Annotated in this window: 11 protein-coding genes and 1 pseudogene; 5 read left to right on the forward strand and 7 right to left on the reverse strand. The window is 57.6% G+C overall.

Features of this window, described 5'->3' with window-relative positions; all coding sequences use genetic code 11:
• Nucleotides 1-37: 37 nt before the first annotated feature.
• From ACSQ87_RS26180 to ACSQ87_RS26190, 3 genes are all read left to right on the forward strand, one after another.
• Entirely contained in the window at nt 38-496 is a 459-nt protein-coding gene (locus ACSQ87_RS26180; RefSeq protein WP_436274694.1) for an REP-associated tyrosine transposase, read from the forward strand.
• A 281-nt stretch (nt 497-777) separates the two neighbouring features.
• A complete protein-coding gene (locus ACSQ87_RS26185; protein WP_436274695.1) occupies nt 778-3894 on the forward strand; it encodes a transglycosylase domain-containing protein in 3117 nt (1038 codons plus the stop codon).
• A gap of 155 nt (nt 3895-4049) precedes the next feature.
• Nucleotides 4050-9173, forward strand: a complete 5124-nt coding sequence (locus ACSQ87_RS26190) for an NEL-type E3 ubiquitin ligase domain-containing protein (protein WP_436274696.1) — start codon at nt 4050-4052, stop codon at nt 9171-9173.
• A gap of 121 nt (nt 9174-9294) precedes the next feature.
• Here the strand turns inward: ACSQ87_RS26190 and ACSQ87_RS26195 are convergent, their stop codons facing one another.
• The 5 genes and pseudogenes from ACSQ87_RS26195 to ACSQ87_RS26215 all read right to left on the reverse strand — a co-directional run bounded on the left by ACSQ87_RS26195 (nt 9295) and on the right by ACSQ87_RS26215 (nt 14975).
• Entirely contained in the window at nt 9295-9795 is a 501-nt protein-coding gene (locus ACSQ87_RS26195; protein ID WP_436274697.1) for a CS1 type fimbrial major subunit, read from the reverse strand.
• A gap of 33 nt (nt 9796-9828) precedes the next feature.
• Nucleotides 9829-10572, reverse strand: coding sequence for a molecular chaperone (locus ACSQ87_RS26200; protein ID WP_223433424.1), 744 nt, complete (start codon nt 10570-10572; stop codon nt 9829-9831).
• 42 nt (nt 10573-10614) lie between these two features.
• Nucleotides 10615-11901 (reverse strand): hypothetical protein, encoded by a 1287-nt coding sequence (locus tag ACSQ87_RS26205; protein ID WP_436274698.1) that lies wholly within the window; start codon nt 11899-11901, stop codon nt 10615-10617.
• A pseudogene (locus ACSQ87_RS26210) lies at nt 11870-14395 on the reverse strand (CS1-pili formation C-terminal domain-containing protein). The gene ACSQ87_RS26205 and the pseudogene ACSQ87_RS26210 overlap by 32 nt, the downstream one beginning before the upstream one ends.
• 85 nt (nt 14396-14480) lie before the next feature.
• Nucleotides 14481-14975 carry a CS1 type fimbrial major subunit gene (locus ACSQ87_RS26215; protein ID WP_223433427.1) on the reverse strand — a complete coding sequence of 165 codons (495 nt, stop codon included), beginning with the start codon at nt 14973-14975 and terminating at the stop codon, nt 14481-14483.
• 516 nt (nt 14976-15491) lie between these two features.
• Here ACSQ87_RS26215 and ACSQ87_RS26220 point away from each other — a divergent pair.
• Both ACSQ87_RS26220 and ACSQ87_RS26225 read left to right on the forward strand, forming a co-directional pair.
• Nucleotides 15492-16073 (forward strand): PadR family transcriptional regulator, encoded by a 582-nt coding sequence (locus ACSQ87_RS26220; RefSeq protein WP_223433428.1) that lies wholly within the window; start codon nt 15492-15494, stop codon nt 16071-16073.
• Nucleotides 16070-16855, forward strand: coding sequence for a siderophore-interacting protein (locus tag ACSQ87_RS26225; protein ID WP_436274699.1), 786 nt, complete (start codon nt 16070-16072; stop codon nt 16853-16855). The genes ACSQ87_RS26220 and ACSQ87_RS26225 overlap by 4 nt, the downstream gene beginning before the upstream one ends.
• Before the next feature lie 15 nt (nt 16856-16870).
• Here the strand turns inward: ACSQ87_RS26225 and ACSQ87_RS26230 are convergent, their stop codons facing one another.
• Together ACSQ87_RS26230 and ACSQ87_RS26235 are read right to left on the reverse strand one after the other, a co-directional pair.
• A complete protein-coding gene (locus ACSQ87_RS26230) occupies nt 16871-17527 on the reverse strand; it encodes a Pr6Pr family membrane protein (protein WP_436274700.1) in 657 nt (218 codons plus the stop codon).
• Between the two features lie 2 nt (nt 17528-17529).
• Complete coding sequence (locus ACSQ87_RS26235; RefSeq protein ID WP_007944895.1) at nt 17530-17760, reverse strand: VF530 family DNA-binding protein; 231 nt, start codon at nt 17758-17760, stop codon at nt 17530-17532.
• Nucleotides 17761-17797 lie beyond the last annotated feature (37 nt).

A 17797-nucleotide genomic window follows, 5' to 3' on the forward strand; every position in this document is an offset into this window, starting at 1 on the left:
AGAGCGTCACCTGACTTTCACGTAAGGAAGCAATGGATTGCCTACTCAACCAAACTCCCATCGCCTGCGTTTAGGCAGAAATTCCGAAAACGGTCGTGCCTACCTCATCACCGCAGTTATTCACGATCGACAACCCATATTTTCTGATTGGCGAGTGGGGCGTTTGCTTGTCGCAGAACTGCGCCGGGCTCACGACTCCGGACTGGTGAATTCAATCGCTTGGGTGGTTATGCCCGATCACTTCCATTGGCTTATGCAACTGAAAGGAAACGATCTGGGTTGTGTCGTCGGTTCCATCAAGTCACGTTGCACCCAGACAGTGAACAGAATGACGAAACGGGAGGGCCCACTATGGCAAACCGGCTATCACGACCGGGCAATCCGCGATGGAGAAGAACTCCTGCCGTTCGCTCGATACATCGTCGCAAATCCATTACGTGCCGGCCTGGTGGAAAAAATCGGTGATTACCCGCTCTGGGATGCCAACTGGCTCTAAAACGAACACAAACTCTGTGGCGAGGGGGCTTGCCCCCGTTGGACTGCGAAGCAGTCCCCCCGAAACTTGAACGCCCAATGTTGTATGAGGCAAACCGCATATACCTGACTTGCGTCTGCTACGCAGCCGAACGGGGGCAAGCCCCCTCGCCACAAAAGCTTCCTCGCCACAGGGAATGATAGGAAATCGATATTTGTATATTCACAATTTTTTCACCAACGCCAACCACCGTCTAAGCTTCAGACAAGTCCTCTCAATCTGCGTGAATGGATCAGTCGACTATGGGCGCTTTATGGCAAACCGATTCGAGAAAAAATGTGGTTCCGACTGAACGTGTGGATGAAGCGCCTTTACCTGAAAAACCCCCTCGCAGTCTTATGAAGCACGGTTGGGGGGCGTTCTGGTTGTTGTTGCTGATAATTCTGGTTGTCCTGGGGCTGGCCGCAGCCAAGGAAATGCGCACGTCGAAATTTCAATCCCGGGAACTCAGCCAATACGCCGCCACCCTGAGCTACGAGCTGAAACCCGGTCCCAGCGATGCCATTCATTATCCCGGCGCCGGTCCTTTCGACCTGCGTCTGGGCTACAGCTCGCTGGATGAATTCTTGCCGCGTCTGATCAAGCGTGACTACGTTGTGGCGTCCCAGACCCGGTTTTCCAAAAAGTTGATGGACTACACCGACAAGGGCTTTTTTGTGCCCTACGCGGAGAAAATCCAGGCCGGATTATCGATCACCGATTGCCGTGCGGCACCGCTTTACCAGTACAAATACCCACAACAACTGTATTCAAGCTTTGCGGCGATCCCCCCCGTGGTGGTCAACAGCTTGCTGTTCATCGAAAACCGCTTTCTGCTCGATCCCCGTCAGCCCCGGGCCAACCCTGCCGTGGATTGGCCGCGGTTCGGCATGGCGGCGTGGTCCCAGGTCGCCAAGTTGATGCACCTGCCAGGCCAGTCGGCGGGTGGCAGTACCCTGGCAACGCAACTTGAGAAGTACCGGCATTCGCCCGATGGCCTGACCGTGTCGGGCGCGGAAAAAATCCGTCAGATGATTTCTGCCAGCGTGCGCGCCTATCAGGCCGGACCGGAGACCCTCGAAGCCCGGCAAAACGTAATTCGCGATTACCTCAACAGCGTGCCCCTGTCGGCAGTACCGGGCCACGGTGAAGTGCATGGCATGGCCGAAGGTTTGCGCGTCTGGTACGGCGCCGATTTCAACCAGGCCAACGAGCGGCTGGCCAGCAACGCTACAGATCCGAAAAGCATGTCGGAAAAAGGTCTGGCCCTGCGAGAGATGCTGTCTTTGATGATTGCCCAGCGCCGCCCTTCCCACTACCTGACCAAGGGGCACGATGAACTGGCCGAACTCACCGACAGCCACATTCGCCTGCTGGCACTGAATGGCGTGATCGATGCGCCACTCGAGGCAGCGGCATTGACCAGCAAAGTGACCTATCGCGACTGGCAGACACAGCCAACCATTCAGCCGATCGAAACCAACAAGGGCATCAGCGTGGCACGCAGTCGTCTGGGCGGGTTGCTCAACCGTCCGCTGTACGACCTCGATCGACTTGATCTTTCCGCCACCAGCACCCTGCAAGGCGAGTTGCAAACCCAGGCTACCGAGTACCTGAAGCATCTGGCCGACCCTGTGTTTGCAGCGCAGATCGGCTTGATGGGTGAACGCCTGCTGACCCCCACCAGTACCACCCAAGTGCGCTACAGCTTCACCCTGTTCGAACTGACCCCGGACGGCTCGCGGGTGCGGGTGCAGACCGACAGCACCGACCAGCCATTCGATATCAATGAAGGCAGCAAACTGGAACTGGGCTCCACCGCCAAGATGCGTGTGCTGACCACCTATTTGCAGATCATCGCCGAGTTGCACGATAAATACGCAACGATGACCGTCCCGGAACTGAAGAAGGTCGACGTCCCTGATCAGGACCGCCTGAGTCGCTGGGCCGTCGATTACCTGATCCAGAACAAAGACCGTAATTTGCCAGCCATGCTCGGCGCTGCGCTGGATCGCAAATACTCGGCCAGCCCCGGTGAAGCTTTTTTCACCGGTGGCGGGCTGCACACATTCGTTAACTTTCGCAAAGAAGACAACGGCCGCCTCCCTACCCTGCGCGATGCCCTGCGCGAGTCGATCAACCTGCCGTTCATTCGGCTGATGCGTGACCTGGTGCGCTACACCACGTATTCCGGCGCCAATAGCAGCGCCGAATTGCTCAAGGACGACCGCGACCCTCGCCGCCAGGAATACCTGGCCTCGTTTGCCGACCGCGAAGGCACGTCGTTCCTGCTCAAGTTCTGGAAGAAGTACAAGAACAAGGACACCCAGGCGCGGCTCGAGACCTTCCTCGACGGCATGCGCCCGACACCGATTCGCATGGCCGCGGTGCATCGTTATCTGTTGCCACAGGCCAGTCAGCAAAGCTTCAACATGTTCGTACGCTCGCACCTGACAGGCGCCAAGCTCACCGAAAAACTGACCGACGAACGCCTCCAACGGCTCTACGAAAGCTACGGCCCTGGCGCCTACGACTTGCCGGACCAAGGCTTCATCGCCAAGGTCCACCCGCTCGATTTGTGGTTGATGGGGTACCTGCTGAACAACCCGGATGCCAAGTTCAGCCAGATCGTCAAAGCCAGCCAGTTCGAACGCCAGGAAGTCTACAGCTGGCTGTTCAAAAGCCGTCACAAGGGTGCCCGCGACAGCCGCATTCGCACCATGCTGGAGATCGAGGCGTTCCTTGACATTCACCAGCGCTGGCAGAAAGTCGGCTATCCGTTCGATCACCTGGTGCCGTCACTGGCCACCGCCATCGGCAGTTCCGGCGACCGTCCGGCAGCATTGGCGGAGCTGATCGGTACCATCCTCAACGACGGCGTGCGCATGCCGACACTGCGCATCGACAGCCTGCATTTTGCAGCGAACACGCCATACGAAACCAAACTGATCAATGACCCGGATGTCGGTAAACGGGTGATGCCTTCCGAGGTCGCCGCAGCCATGCGCGAAGCGTTGTCGCAGGTGGTGGATGCCGGCACAGCCAAACGCATCTCCGGCAGTTTCGTAACGCCTGATGGCAAACCGTTGGCCATGGGCGGAAAAACCGGTACGGGCGATAACCGCATCGAAGCCTTCGGTTCGGGTGGGCGAATTCTGAGTTCGAAATCCATCAACCGCACCGCGACCTTCGTGTTCTACATCGGCGATCGTCACTTCGGCACGATGACTGCGTTCGTGCCCGGGCAATCGGCCGAAACGTTCAAGTTCACCTCGGCCTTGCCAGTGCAAGTGCTCAAGGGGATGGCGCCGATTCTGACGCCGTACCTGCAACCGGGTAGCAGCGTCGCGTGTCAGCCGGTTTCGACATCGCGACTGTGAGCTTTTGCGCAGCAGGTGGTATTTAATTATTTTTCAGATTTGAATACTGACCTGTTTACCGGCTGAAAACGCCGGTTAAGCACAGATCTTTAGACTGTTGTTTTTAGCCCCGACAGATAGGCTGATCATTCTTAAAACGATCAAGGATGATTGCCATGTCTGACGCTCCCACGCTCGGCCAAAACATGAACAAGGGCCGGCACTACGAGTTCATCAAAAACACCATCAACGACCACTTTAAAGACGCCACTGTCGGCAGAGGCCGGGCACTGGCGGATACTGGATTGAAGATTGAGCCGTGGTACACCACCTCGCCCTCCAGCCATCATGACAAGCTGAAAGCTGCCAACCTCAAGGCATGGCATTCGCAGAATACGGTCGACAAACTGTTCGAAAAACTGCAGGACGTCCATTCGTTTGCCGCGCCCCTGCTCCAGGCGAAACTCAAGGAACGATACGGAATCGAAAATGACGTCAAGACGACCTGCCTGCGCCTGTACATCCCCAAGGATTTACCCTGGTACGCGATTGATTTCACGGGCGGTGTGACTGCCCAAACCGTCTCCCTGCTGGAGGCGGCGCTGCACAACTTTGCAAAAAGCGAAACGGTCAATGCCGACTCGGAATACATCACTCAACCCGACAAACACGGGCACTTCGATGTAATACCGATCAAACATAAAATGACCATCAGGCAGTTCCAGGCACTTTGCCGGGAATTGGACATTGGCGCGCGCTATAAAAAACATCTCGAACGCTATCTGCTTCCCGACGAACCGGTAGCCGAAGCCGTAATGAAGCACAAGGTGACCGAGAGTCAGAAAGATGCACTGACCGTCGCCGCGCAATTGGCGTTGACGACCGGGGATATCCAGTACGACGCCTATACGCTGATGCTGGATATGGCGAAGGACAAACCTAAACTACTCCTCAATGGGAAGCAGATGCTGTGCTGCGACCTGTCCATGATGCAGACGCGTCTGACCGGCATTGTCCTGTTGATTCCTGCCGCGCTGGACAGCAGAGGCATTCGACGACTCATTGCATATGTCCCGCATGACCCTGATCACCCGCTCAAGGAGTACGAATCGACAGACGCGTTCATAAGTGAGCTGGCGCGCCAGTTGCGCGAAAACAACATCGGCGCATCATCGCAGGTGAGTTATCGACAATTCTTCAGTCAGTTTGTCGATCAGCAGCAGCGTGGACACTTTTTCGCCGAACTCGAGCAACGTCTGTTTACGGTCAAATGGCATCAGATAGAGGGTCCGACGGATCAGCGTCCGGCGTGGCGCAAGGAACCCGTCCCAAGCCCCCACTTGCAATTTCAGCATGTACCACTCCCCCGGGATTACTGGAAATACGCCTACCAGCAAAAACTCAACAAGATCCTCAACGACGCACGGGAAATCGCCGTGTCCACCGCCGATACGGACAGCAAGGCCCGCTGGGCCTGGTGGGACAACTTCAAGAAAATAGTGTCGGACATTTTCAATGCCGCGCTACTGGTTCTCACCCCCTTCGTGCCCGGTCTGGGCGAACTGATGATGGCCTACACCGCTTATCAACTGACGAATGACGTCATTGAAGGCATTGTCGATCTGGCCGAAGGTCTGGCAGTTGAAGCAGCCGAACATATGATCAGTGTGGTGACGGACGTCATTCAACTGGCGGCGTTTGGGGCGGGTGCAGCGATTGGCAGCACGCTTCGATTCAAATTGTCGGCGCTGGTCGAGGGCATGAACCCGGTCACGTTGCCCAACGGCAAACAGTCGCTGTGGCATTCAGATCTCAAGCCTTATGAACAAACCAGTCGGAACCTGCCCACTGATTCGAAACCCGACGTCCTCGGTCTGCACCGACACCTCAATCAGGACATCCTGCCGCTTGAAGGCAAGCTCTACACCGTTGAAACCACTTCGCACGATCCGAGCGCCACGCACCGCCTCAAACACCCCTCCCGGCCGAATGCCTACTCGCCGAAGCTCGAACACAACGGCAGCGGCGCCTGGATGTTCGAGGGCGAGAATCCGGGCGATTGGGAAGGTGAAACGCTGATGCGTCGCCTCGGCCATAGCGTCGAGCGCTTTACGCCAACCGAGCGCGAACAAGTCCGCATCAGCAGCGGCACCGACGAAGGGGAACTGCGGCGCATGCATGCCGAGCATGCGCCACCGCCACCACTGCTGGTCGACGCGATCAAGCGCTTCGGCGCGTTTGACGATGTGCAGATCGCCAGTGCGAACATCCGTGCCGGGCGACCGCTCGACCCATCGTACGTGTGGTTCGAACCACTGTTGACAAGGCTCCCGGGCTGGCCTGCCGAACGGGCGTTGAAGGTCTATGAACGGTCTGACTTGAGAGGTCTTTCACGCACCTACGGGAACGCCTCTGCAACTGACGCCAATACCTTGAGCATCGGCCTGCCAGAGCTCCTGTCCGGCCGGCTGTCCGAACGCGTTTCTGTCTTTTTGAAGGACACCGAAATCAACGCCCTGCTGGGTCGCGAAGTACCACGCGCCAAACGCACCCAAGCAGTGCGTGACCGATTGGCGGATGCCGTCGATCAGCGTCAGGGCGAAATTTCAAAACGTGTGTACCAGGCGGGTGAACGGTTGAACAGGGCGCAAACCCGCGTGCTGAAACAGACGTTCCCCGACATGCCGCTCACGCTTGCGGGAAAAGTCCTGGCTGAAGCAAAGCCAGCCGAACTGCAGCGAATAGCCGATGAAAGTCGCCTGCCCCTGAGGATCAAAACCCTGGCGCGCGAAGTGAATTTCGAAGCGTCCACCGCCCGCGCCTACGACGGTTTTTATCACGACGAAATGATGGTGCCGAACACCGAGATGCTAGCGCTAAGAACCCTGGTAATTCATACCAAGAGCCTGAACGATTTGCGTATTGAGGTGCGCAATGGCACCTATGACGGTGCGCTGCGCTGTAGTGTCGGCCCCGATGATGCCTCGACGGTACGGCTACTGATCCGCGATGAGCAGGGCCGCTACGAAGCGGTCGATGGGGACAACCGGCAGCTGCACAAAGCCGACGACTTCTACGAAGCGATTCTCAATGCCCTGCCCGACGACAAGCGCGCAGCATTGGGTTATCCGCGCGGTCACGGTCGCCGGCTCAAACTATGGATCATGGAAATCTCCGCACCGTCGGGCGAGCGCCGAACATTGCTGGCGGAACCGCCCATTCGCGCAGTTGCCAAAACTGAAACCGTCAATCTGGTGCGAGGTCCGTTCTGGTTCTTTGGCGAAAAGACCCCGGAGCAAAGGATCAAGGAACTGTATCCGCAGTTGACCGATCAGCAAGTCACCTGGTTTCTTCAGGCATTGCGTGCCAAGGGCGATCCCGACCAGGCCATCGACCGCATCAGGGATGACCTCAAGCAGTTGCGCAACACCTTACAGGCGTGGCGGGACAACCAACCTGCTCAATTGGACAGTTCCGGGGATCCCGTCATCGGGATTAACAGGGACTTCCTGCAAAACGGCGGAAGGCATATCGAGGAACGGCTGCTTGAGTGCTTCGAACGCAAGAGCGAAGCATTCGGCGAGCGCAATATCCATCCGGACGGTGGCTACACGCTGGACCTTTCCTCCGAAATCAGGGGGCCGGATCTCGACCGCTGGTGGAAGCAAGTACGCACGCTGGCCGACATCAGAAAATACCTTGATCAGATCACCGTGCTGAACCTGGACAAGGCGCGTTTTTCGGTCGACAGGAACGGTCTATTGAACGACTTCCCGAACCTTCATCAGCTGAGCGCCCGCAACACAGGATTGACCACGGTGCCATCCGATATCGGCAAGCTGGGTCAGCTGACAACCCTGGATTTGGCTGACAACCGAATCAGTCTGAGTGCCAATTCGCTCGAGCAGCTGAGCAACCTCACCCACCTGGAAACGCTGAGGCTGGACGGCAATCCGCTGCGCCAGCCCCCGAATGTCGGTGGCATGCGCGACTTGAAAGTATTAGGTCTGGCAAATACCGGTATCGAAGACTGGCCGCAAGGTCTTTTCAGCGATGCGGCCGGCGAGAAAAACCGCCCGCGTGGTTTTGCTCTCGACATGCGCCAATGCCCGATCAAGACCGTGCCGGAGGTCGCACCAGGGTCGGATCAAGCGTTCATCCTGGCACGTGCGCGATTCGGCACCCTGCGGCTTTCCGATGCCGACCGGATCCGTTTTGGCGACTACCGCGAATCCGCGGGCTTTGCCCGTCAGCAGGCCTATTCAGGAGCTGTAGAGGATGAACTGAGCCATTGGATGCCGTCCTCGACCGCACCATCGGTTTTCGATTTGTCCGAGGGTTACAAAGTACACAGGGAAGAGTCCTGGCACGATGTGATGGCCGAACCCGGCTCCACCGATTTTTTCAGGGTCATCAGTAAGCAGAGAGACAGCCAGGACTACCGGGACGTCGGAGCTCGCAAGCAGTTGACCCAGCGCGTCTGGCAAATGATCGATGCCACGGCGCTGGACTCCGAATTGCGCGAAGAACTGTTTAAACAGGCCAGTCAGCCCGAGACCTGCGCGGATGCAGGGTCGCAGCTGTTCAACAACATGGGGCTCAAGGTGCTGGTGTCGCAAGCGTACACCGAGTCGGCGTCCGCCACGGTGCTTGACGAAAGGCTGGTGAGGCTGGCCCGTAGCGCCGCTCGCCTGGAAAAGGTCGGTGATGTCGCCAGAGCCGAAATCAGCAGCCAGCAGCAAAAGTTCCTGATCAATCCGGCAAACAACACCGCTCCGGATGATGTGGAAGTGCACCTGGCGTTTGAAACGGGACTGGCGAAACGCCTGGAGTTGCCGTGGCAGTCCGAGGGCATGCTGTTTGAACCGAGATCCGGTGTAGATCGGGCAAAAATCGAAACAGCCTATGACACGATCATCGAACGGGAGAAAGGCGACGGGCTGGTCAACGGGATGGTCGATTCATTCGACAACCCGTTCTGGGAGCAACATTTGCGCAAAACCTACCCTGAACAGTTCGAGTCGAACGATCAATTTTTCGAGGCAAAACAAGGGCAGCTCGAAGAGCTGCGCGAGGTTCAAAACGAGTGGGCCAATAATCAGGACAGGGCTCAGACAACACGGCTTCAGAAAAGACTGGAAGCGTTGGCCAAAGCGCTGAACGTTGAAGAGAAAGAAGTGTTCAGTGGCGAAGCAATGAGTACGTCGTTTTATAACAGGCTGGTGCGAGACATGGGCTATGCACGTAACGAGCTGGCCAGAAACCTGACTCGGGCAGCGATGGCACGAGCCGGGCTTTGAAAATGTAACGCGCCTGGGGATCTTTTGATTGACCCTACGCCAGCGCCGAGTCTTATCACTCGGCGCTGGTTCTCGATCGACACATTGCTCACGCCTTGAACATCGAGGCGCCTGTTTCACCTCACTCCCCAGGCGCCCTGGCGTTGAACAACAACAGTACGTTGCCGCTGTAATCCCCCGGACGGTATCCCCCGGACGGCATCACCGGATCGATTTCCAGCAACACCCGCTTGCCTGCCGCCGCGTCAGCCGCCGACACCACCAGCCGTGGAGAAAGGTCCGGACTCAACTCCACCCCGTTGAAACTGACCCGCAACGCAATGTCGTCAACCGCCCTGCCGTTCGACAAATAGGGAGCGGCCTCCAGGCGCGCTTCAATGGCGCTGGTGTCATGCCGTACATCGAAGTTTCTGCGCACGCTGCTCAGGGACGATGCTGAGGGACTCCAGATCAACCGTTGCGGCCGGTGTATCCAGTCCGGTTCGGCCGGGATCACGTAAAACGAGCGTGCCGGGACGCTCACAATCACCTCGAAGGTGTGCTCCTCCCGGGCAGCCCATGTCAAAGAGCCCATCAGTGCGGTCATTGCCGTCAGCGCGACGGCGGCGCATTGCTTGATCATGTTCGATACCCGTTGCGTCAATGGAAAGCCGACCTATCGGCTGGCAATCTTCAGGACTTTTTTACTGTCGCCTTCGATCAGGGTGAAACGGTATTCGCGCCCCTTTTCCTTGTCGAAGCCAAATGCCTTGCCGGCCATGACGTGGTGTTTGGTGGTCGCTCCGCATTCGGTTTCATTGCTGATTGCGCAGCTTTTGAACTCGTCGACGATGACCACGGTGTTGCCGTTATTGCGCAACTCATAACGTTGGTCGGTTTCACTGATGGCGCTCTCGAAACGGGTGTTTTTGGGACGAACGAAGAAGACCGTGCCAAACCCGGTCATCACGTTGACCCCCGCCGACAGGTTTTTTTTGTAGTCCTCGCGTTCTTCGCCGGACACAGCGAATTCATCTTCCTTTTCCGGCACCACGGGCACGAATCGCACGCGAAAGTAGCGCTCACGGTCACGTTCGCCCATGTACAACAGGCGTGTGCCCTGCATGCCCTGGGCCGGCACGATCAGCCGCGCCGGGCTGGCCATCACACCGTTGCGCGAGGCACCGTCCACGGCAGCCTCGACCGGAATTTCCTTGGGCGCACCATCGGCGTCGTAAACGATTTCCAGCACGTTGACCTTGACGAACGCGGTGGCATCGCCGCTGTTGAATACTCGTTTGAGGTAGGTACTTTTATCCGCATCCAGATAGTCATATACGGTGCCGACATTGATCTGTGGCCCGGCGTTGACCGTCCCGCAAAACACACTGAGCACCCACAGCAAAAACACACGGTTCATTGTCTTTGATCTCATCAGAAAAAAGTGGCGAGGCTCGAACGGTCAAGCATCCGAGTCCCAGATAATGGTGATGTTGCCGCTGAACGTGTCTCTCATATCGGGCCGCAGCAGAAAGTCGATGGAGTCCTTGGGCATCTCGAAACGTAGCGAGCCGGCCTTGCGATTCACATAGATCCCTGGTTGAAAGACTGATGACCACGTGTTGTGTCTAAGCGGGAGAAGCTTGACCTGCCCCGGCCCGCCTGGCCCGGTGATTCCGTCGGGCAAGGTGAGGTAGGTTTCCACTTCGGTGGTATTGCCTTTGGGGCTGAACAGCTTGCAGCGGGGGCCGCCGGTCGAGTTGCATAGCATCATGACTTTGAAGCGCGACGACGCCGACAGATAAAACAGCTGGTCGCGGTAGAGCTTGCTCGGCCTGCGACCACTTTCAATCCAGCGTTGCCACCCGCCCTCGGGCTCCAGCGAAACTTTGTTTCCGCCCGGCGGCAAGTCAACCTTCAAAGTGTGTTGCACATCCAGATCGAAACTTAGGGTCAGGGTCGAGTCATCAGGCTGCATGATGTCGCCCATGTCGAAATCCATCCCGGGTCCGACAGTGTAAGTCCAACTGCCAAAGTAATTACCGGAAGACATCTGCAGCGGGTTTGGCGTACGCAACTCATAGCCAATCTGCATCCGGTCATAGGTCACGGACGGAACTGGGTAATTGGCCCTCGCGGCACACACGCTGGATGCGGTGGTCAACCAAAAGAAGGTTCTACTGGCCGGTAACGTGTACATACCTCCTGTGTACTGACAAGGTTCAGGAGGTTGCCACGTCCAGTCGCTCCAAAGGCGTGTGTGCCAACCCTGAACAGTTGTGGGCTCGCCTGTACCGACCAAATTTTCCGCCGTATCAGGCAGGATATAGCGCCCACCGATCGAGACTATCCGGACTTCCAAATCAGCTTCTTCGAGTGTGTCTGAATGCTTGACACTCAGTCTTTGCCATTCACCGGGTACCCGAAACATCGGCCCCCTGCGTTGATCGGCATGCCCTGCCTCAAAGGGCGCAACAGATCGGAATCCGATGGGTATAAGCAAAGAAAACAGCTCTCTGTCTTTGCAAAACGCAGGTTGCATTTCGCAATGTCCACTTAGAGGGGTTTCATTAACAAACTTGTTTTGCAGTGGTTTTGAAGGATCGGGTCGAAACACCGCACGAATATCCATCGTTGCACTCACCGCTGATTCGGCCATCAGGCTTAATATCAAAAACCAAAAACTGCGGCTTCCTGTTTTACCCCTTATCATCTTTTCAACCCGCCTTCTGTTTAATAAACGACGCATCAGCCAGGGTATCCGGCGTGCACCGTAGATCACCGATCATCAACACGTTGTTTTCACTGCGGTGACGACTCGCATCGAGGCGGAACTGGCACAGCAATTGATTACCCTGACGCACTTCCAGCGTCGGCGAGCCAGCATTCATTTCCATCGAGAAGAACCCGTCGACTTCCGTCACCCCGCGGCTGGCGTGGTTGATCACGTGATGGCCCTTGAGCGGTCGCCCCTGCGCATCGACCAGCCGGCCGAGCACGGTCAGGGTCTTCATCACGCGGACCTTGCGGTATTCCACCCCGCCCTTGTTCAGGTGATAGCGCGTGCGCGCCGGCTCGATGGTCGCCGCCGGGACATGGTTGCCCTCGAAGTCGAAACTCACCGAGCTGTTCTGGTATGCGGTAATCGGGATGAAATTGCGCCCCGGCTTCAACGCCGCGCCGCCACCGCTGTAATCGTCGGCGCGCAGGGTGATGTCATCGATGTCCGATTCCACATCGACAATCATTCCCGCACCACGCATTTCGTAATGGCTGGTCATGAGCATTTGCTCGCCGCCGACGACCAGGGTGCTGTCCAGGTTAAGACCGCCGGTGAAGTTGCCGTTGTACGACGAACGCTGGACGAAACCGTCGCCATTGACTGCGTCGGTACGAAAGCTGGCAAGGCTCGACACACCCACACCGTAGGTGTCAGTGAGTGCAGTCATCGAGACGTTTTGCAGCACGTGATCGTTGAAATCCTGGCGCCAGCCGAGGGAAGCATTGTTGTCGCGGCTGCCGTCACGGGCCGTGCGCGAACCGATGCTGCCGGTAATCTGCTGGCCGGGCGCGCCCAATGCCAGGTTGACGCTCAGGTCGACACCGCGATTGCGCGCACTGCCGCTGCTGTAGCTGCCCGGCCGGTCGAACAGCGACAGCCGCCAGTTGCCATCGCTGCCGAACAGCGTGGTGCGCTGATTCCAGCCCAGGTCCAGGCCGACGCCTTCAACGTTACCCTCGCTGTGGGACACCCGGGCGTTGATCGAACTTTTGCTGCTGAGCCGATGGTTCAGCGACAGGGATGAGTTGCTGGTCTCGCCGACGAACACATTACGCTGGCGTATCCGTGTGCCGTCCGGCAGGGTTTCATACAGGTCGGTGGTGTCCAGCCAACTGCGGTTGTGGCTGATGACCAGGCTACCGGAACCATAGTTGTAAAGACTTTGCAGATCGAGACCAGTGCCATGATCCTGGGTCTGATACACGTTGGCGTACAGGCTGATGTGATTGGCCAGGGTCCAGTCGATGGAACTGCCGTACTGCAGTTTTTCGCGAATCTGCCGCGCCGATAGCCCGAGGATCACCCGCGGGTGCATCAGGTAATTGATCGAGGCCCCTGCCGTGGGATTGCCGCTGGACTGTTGATCCCAGTTGCTGAGCAGTTTGCTTTCTTCACCGGCAAACAGGTTGTAGCGCCAGCGCTCGTCGAGGTTGCGCCAGTTGTTGGGCTTGTACACCAACTCTTGGGTGGTGGAGGTGATCTGACCGTCTTCGATCAGGCGCACTTCCACTTCGTAGATACCGCCTGGTAGCGGACGGGTGTCGAGGGTCTGCAACCCCGCGGGCACCGACTGGGTGTTGATCAACAGACCGTCGCGATAAATCTCCACCGAACCCTGGCGATTTGCAGTGACATAAATCGGGTAGACGCTGGGCATCGGGCTGTTGATCGCCAGGCTGTCGGAGCTGCCGACCATGACACCGACAGCGGTATCGGGGCTGGTGCCAAACGTACGAGGTTGGCGGGTCAGCCCTTCGGAATTGGGGGTGAAATAGCCCAGGCGCAGGAAACTGCCCTGCAGTTCGCGCTGGGTGTAGAGCTCGTGAACTGCGTGATAAAGCTTATCGTCGGGACCGCCGAGGCGGGCCAATTGCATGTTGAACGTCTGGCTCCAGTTGCCCAGGCTCGCGCTGGCTTCAAGGCCATAGCGCCCGCCCAAATCCTGATCCTGGCCGCCATTGAGGTTGAGCTAGTTGCGCACCATCAGGCCGCTACTGCCGCCATCGGGCTGCTCGTAGTAACGCTTGGCTTCAACATCGCGTTCAGCGTTTTCGGTAAGGATCGAAACCAACGAGCTTTCCAGGTTGTAGTGCACGGCCAGCACCTGATCCGGGCATGACCCAGTGCAATTGCCCAGCGGCACACCCGGCTTGAGATAACTTGCCCATTTTTCCCGTTCAGCGGGGCCGAAACGGTTTTCGCTGGTGTCGGTAAATTCGAGCAGGGTGACGCGATCATCGCGAGACAACACCACCATGGCCTCTCCCAGAGGCTGTTGATCGAGTTCTACCCGGACAGCCAGAGGCACATCAAAGAAATGCTCCTCGAAATCCGCCGGAAGACCTTTGGCCTGCGCCAGGAGACTTCGCGGTGTCGTACCGGCGGAAGAAACGGGAGCCGCCGCTGCACTGGTGCAAAACAACAGCGCAAGCGCAGCCGCGATGGGGGTCATCGGGAACATGAACTCTTACTCTGATTACGATCAAGTTGAAGTCCGACGGGACAAACAATGCTGTTTGCCCTGCCGGTTTGCGCGACTTTGAACGTTAGCGCGAGCCGCCCACGGGAGGGACAGCGTCGAAGGTCATTGCCACGACACCGGTGTAGTCGCCCGGCTGAAAGGTCGTACCTACCGCACTGATTTTCAACGGTGCGCGGAAGTTCACGTCAGACTCGGCTTCACCCACAACCAGTTGCGGGGTCAAGTTGAGTACCCTGTTGTTGAGTTCCACTTTCAACGCAATGGAATCGGAACCAGAGATCAGTTTTGGCGCGCTGTCCAGGCTGGCATGAACCGAACCGCTGTTGTTACGCACATCGAAGAACCCGTTCACTTCTCCCATTTTGCCGGTGGTAGGCTGGTAGCTCATATCCTGATCCTTGTTGACGAGGTCAGGATGGGTAGGTACCACGTAGAAACCGTTAGTCGGCACGTGGGCGATAATGCTGATGGAGTGAGCAGCTTCTCCTGCGGCAAATGCCCCGGCGGAACCCAGCGCCAAAAAAGCCAATGGGACAGCGATTGCGATTTTCTTGAACATTGTTAAGTACCTGTTTTCTTTATGGAGTCGGTTCATTGAAAGTTAAAAAATGCTTGCCCGTAATGGGTCGCTTTATTTGAACCTCCAACGCCGAAACATCTTCGACTTCTTGTTCCGGAAAGTAAGCAGGCAACTTCCCATGAGCGCGTAGTTAAACAACCTCATCATCAGAAGGAAAAAGAAACAAAAAACTCAAACACCAAACAGTGGCTGTAAGTTACAGCCTACATACAGTTTTACTAAAAAAACCATACAGCGACTTTGCCTAGACAACAGTGGACTTTCCGGATTTTTAGAACATAAACTCAACTATTATTAGAGCAATAGCTTTAACTGTTAAACAATTCCTGTATCGGCGACAAAATCAGCTTATGTACGGTGATATTTCCTGGTGAATTGCATCATTGACCGCGCCAACCGCCCGTCGGCACCGATCAGCCCCTTGCAAAAAACGTCTTGCCTCGCGCTTAAGATATATCTTAAGTTGTATCTAAATACGACGAGAGAAGACGCAAAATGAGAGACCATCATTCCCCCCACCGCGAACACAGCGACGGCCGCGACGGCTTCGAAAAACGCCCAGGCCCCGGCCGCGAACGAGGTGGCCGAGGCCCGCGAGTTTTCGCCCCAGGCGATCTGAAACTGCTGCTGCTGGCCCTGATCGCCGAGCAGCCTTGCCACGGTTATGACCTGATCCGCCAGATCGAAAGCATGTTCGACGGCGCCTACTGCCCCAGCCCCGGTGTGATTTACCCGACCCTGACCTTCCTTGAAGAAAGCGAGATGATCCTGGGCGACGCCGAGGGCGGGAAAAAACGCTACACCATCACCGATGCCGGACGTCTGTCATTAAGCGAACAGGCGATCGCACTGGACGGCGTGCGGATGCGCATCGAAGTCAGCAAGCGCTCATTGCGCGGCCATGACCGCCCCGCCGAGATTCACGAAGCAGTGCACAACTTGCGTCATGCCTTGCAGATGCATCACGGCCGCTGGAGCCCGGAAGAAATCCTGCGGGTACGCGACCTGCTTAACAACACCGCCAAAGCCATCGTCGATGGCCCTGTCGTTCAACCCGCTCAGGAGCAAGCCGAATGACTGAAGTGATCGTGCAAACCATTCACCGTGTCAGCCACGAGATCAAACGCCGTCGTCTGGAAGTGTTGCGGGTGGTCGACCTGACGCCGCGCATGCGCCGCATCACGCTGGGCGGGCCGGAACTGGCGGGCTTCGTCAGCCTCGGCACGGACGACCACGTCAAACTGTTGTTCCCTCAAAACGCGGCGGAACAAGCCGCCCTGGAAACCCTGGTGCTCGGTGCCGGCAAAGACAACGGGCCGATGCCGGCGATGCGCGACTACACGCCGCGCCGCTACGACCTCGACACGCTGGAACTGGACATCGACTTCGTGCTGCACGGCGACGGTCCTGCGGCGACCTGGGCCGAGCAGGCCAAACCCGGCCAATTCCTGCACATCGGCGGGCCACGGGGCTCGATGGTCGTGCCGGACATCTTCGACAGTTACTTGCTGATCGGTGACGAAACCGCCCTGCCCGCGATCGCTCGGCGCCTGGAAGGCCTGGCGGCCAATCGCCGGGCATTGGTGATCGTGGAAGTAGAGAACGGCGCCGAACAGCAACGTCTGGAAAGCGCCGCGCAGGTCAATGTGATCTGGGTATTGCGCGAGGGCGGCAAGGACAACCTGCTGACGACGGTGAAGCAGCTGCAAGTGCCCAGCGGCAATCTGTACGCCTGGGTGGCGACCGAGAGCAAAGTATCGCGGCAGATACGCCGGGTGTTGCTGGATGAGCACGGGCTTAGCGAGCAATCCGTCAAAGCCGTCGGCTACTGGCGGCTGGGTGACAGCGACGAGGAGTGATTAGTGATGGCGGCGCTATCGGCGCCGCCCAATCTGGCGGTCGATACCCATCAATAGCAAGGCAATCACCACAAACCCCACCAGCAACCCGCCAGCATTCACGAACACCTGTGGATAACCAAGCCTCTCGACATCAATAAACGGATAGGGATAAACCGCCAGCAGATGCCCTCGCCACAACGAATACGCGAAGTACACCACTGGATAGATCACCCACGCCGCGATATGCCGCAGTCGCAACGTGCCTTTCGGCACACAGCACCACCAATAAGCCAGAAACAGCAGTGGCATGACGTCATGCATCAGCTCATCGGCCAGCCATTGCCAGCCTTGCGGATGCCATAAATGGCGCAACAACACGTTGTACCCCAGGCCGACCACGGCGATGCTCACGGCAATGCAACTACTGACCCACGGTTGCAAAAACCAGCGTCGCGCCGCCGACTCGCGGGACGTCAGCTCGCACGTCAGCACGGTCGCCACCAGCGTATTGCTCAGCACGGTGAAATAGCTGAAGAAGCTGACCAGCCCGCCGAGCAGACTGGCCGCCAGCGTCCAGCGTGAGTAGAAAATCAGGTACAGCTGAATGCTCAGTCCCGCCCAGCCAAGCACCGCAGCCACGGCGACAAAACGACGCCTCGCGGCAGAACCTGGCGTCGGTGGGTTGACCATGTTCAGACCGGGCGCTTGGTGCGCATCAACTTCACGTACAAGCGTTCGACCTTCTCCCGCGCCCATGGGGTTTTACGCAGAAAAGTCAGGCTCGACTTGATGCTCGGGTCACTCTTGAAGCAGCGGATATCGATGCGCTCGGCCAGCCCCGACCATTCGTAGTGTTCAACCAGCGCGTTGAGGATTTGCTCCAGCGTCACGCCGTGCAGCGGGTTGTTGTTCTGTTCGGTCATGCCGGGCCTTCGAGCGGTGAAAGAATGGGAAGCCGCG

The sequence above is a fragment of the Pseudomonas sp. LjRoot277 genome, from assembly GCF_964253845.1.
Classification (GTDB): Bacteria; Pseudomonadota; Gammaproteobacteria; order Pseudomonadales; family Pseudomonadaceae; genus Aquipseudomonas.

Bases quoted from the DNA above. Each gene is read 5' to 3' on its own strand.
- ACSQ87_RS26185 (WP_436274695.1), top strand. From the start codon at position 778: ATGGGCGCTTTATGGCAAACCGATTCGAGAAAAAATGTGGTTCCGACT.
- ACSQ87_RS26190 (WP_436274696.1), top strand. From the start codon at position 4,050: ATGTCTGACGCTCCCACGCTCGGCCAAAACATGAACAAGGGCCGGCAC.
- ACSQ87_RS26195 (WP_436274697.1), bottom strand. From the start codon at position 9,795: ATGATCAAGCAATGCGCCGCCGTCGCGCTGACGGCAATGACCGCACTG.
- ACSQ87_RS26200 (WP_223433424.1), bottom strand. From the start codon at position 10,572: ATGAACCGTGTGTTTTTGCTGTGGGTGCTCAGTGTGTTTTGCGGGACG.
- ACSQ87_RS26205 (WP_436274698.1), bottom strand. From the start codon at position 11,901: ATGCGTCGTTTATTAAACAGAAGGCGGGTTGAAAAGATGATAAGGGGT.
- ACSQ87_RS26215 (WP_223433427.1), bottom strand. From the start codon at position 14,975: ATGTTCAAGAAAATCGCAATCGCTGTCCCATTGGCTTTTTTGGCGCTG.
- ACSQ87_RS26220 (WP_223433428.1), top strand. From the start codon at position 15,492: ATGAGAGACCATCATTCCCCCCACCGCGAACACAGCGACGGCCGCGAC.
- ACSQ87_RS26225 (WP_436274699.1), top strand. From the start codon at position 16,070: ATGACTGAAGTGATCGTGCAAACCATTCACCGTGTCAGCCACGAGATC.
- ACSQ87_RS26230 (WP_436274700.1), bottom strand. From the start codon at position 17,527: ATGGTCAACCCACCGACGCCAGGTTCTGCCGCGAGGCGTCGTTTTGTC.
- ACSQ87_RS26235 (WP_007944895.1), bottom strand. From the start codon at position 17,760: ATGACCGAACAGAACAACAACCCGCTGCACGGCGTGACGCTGGAGCAA.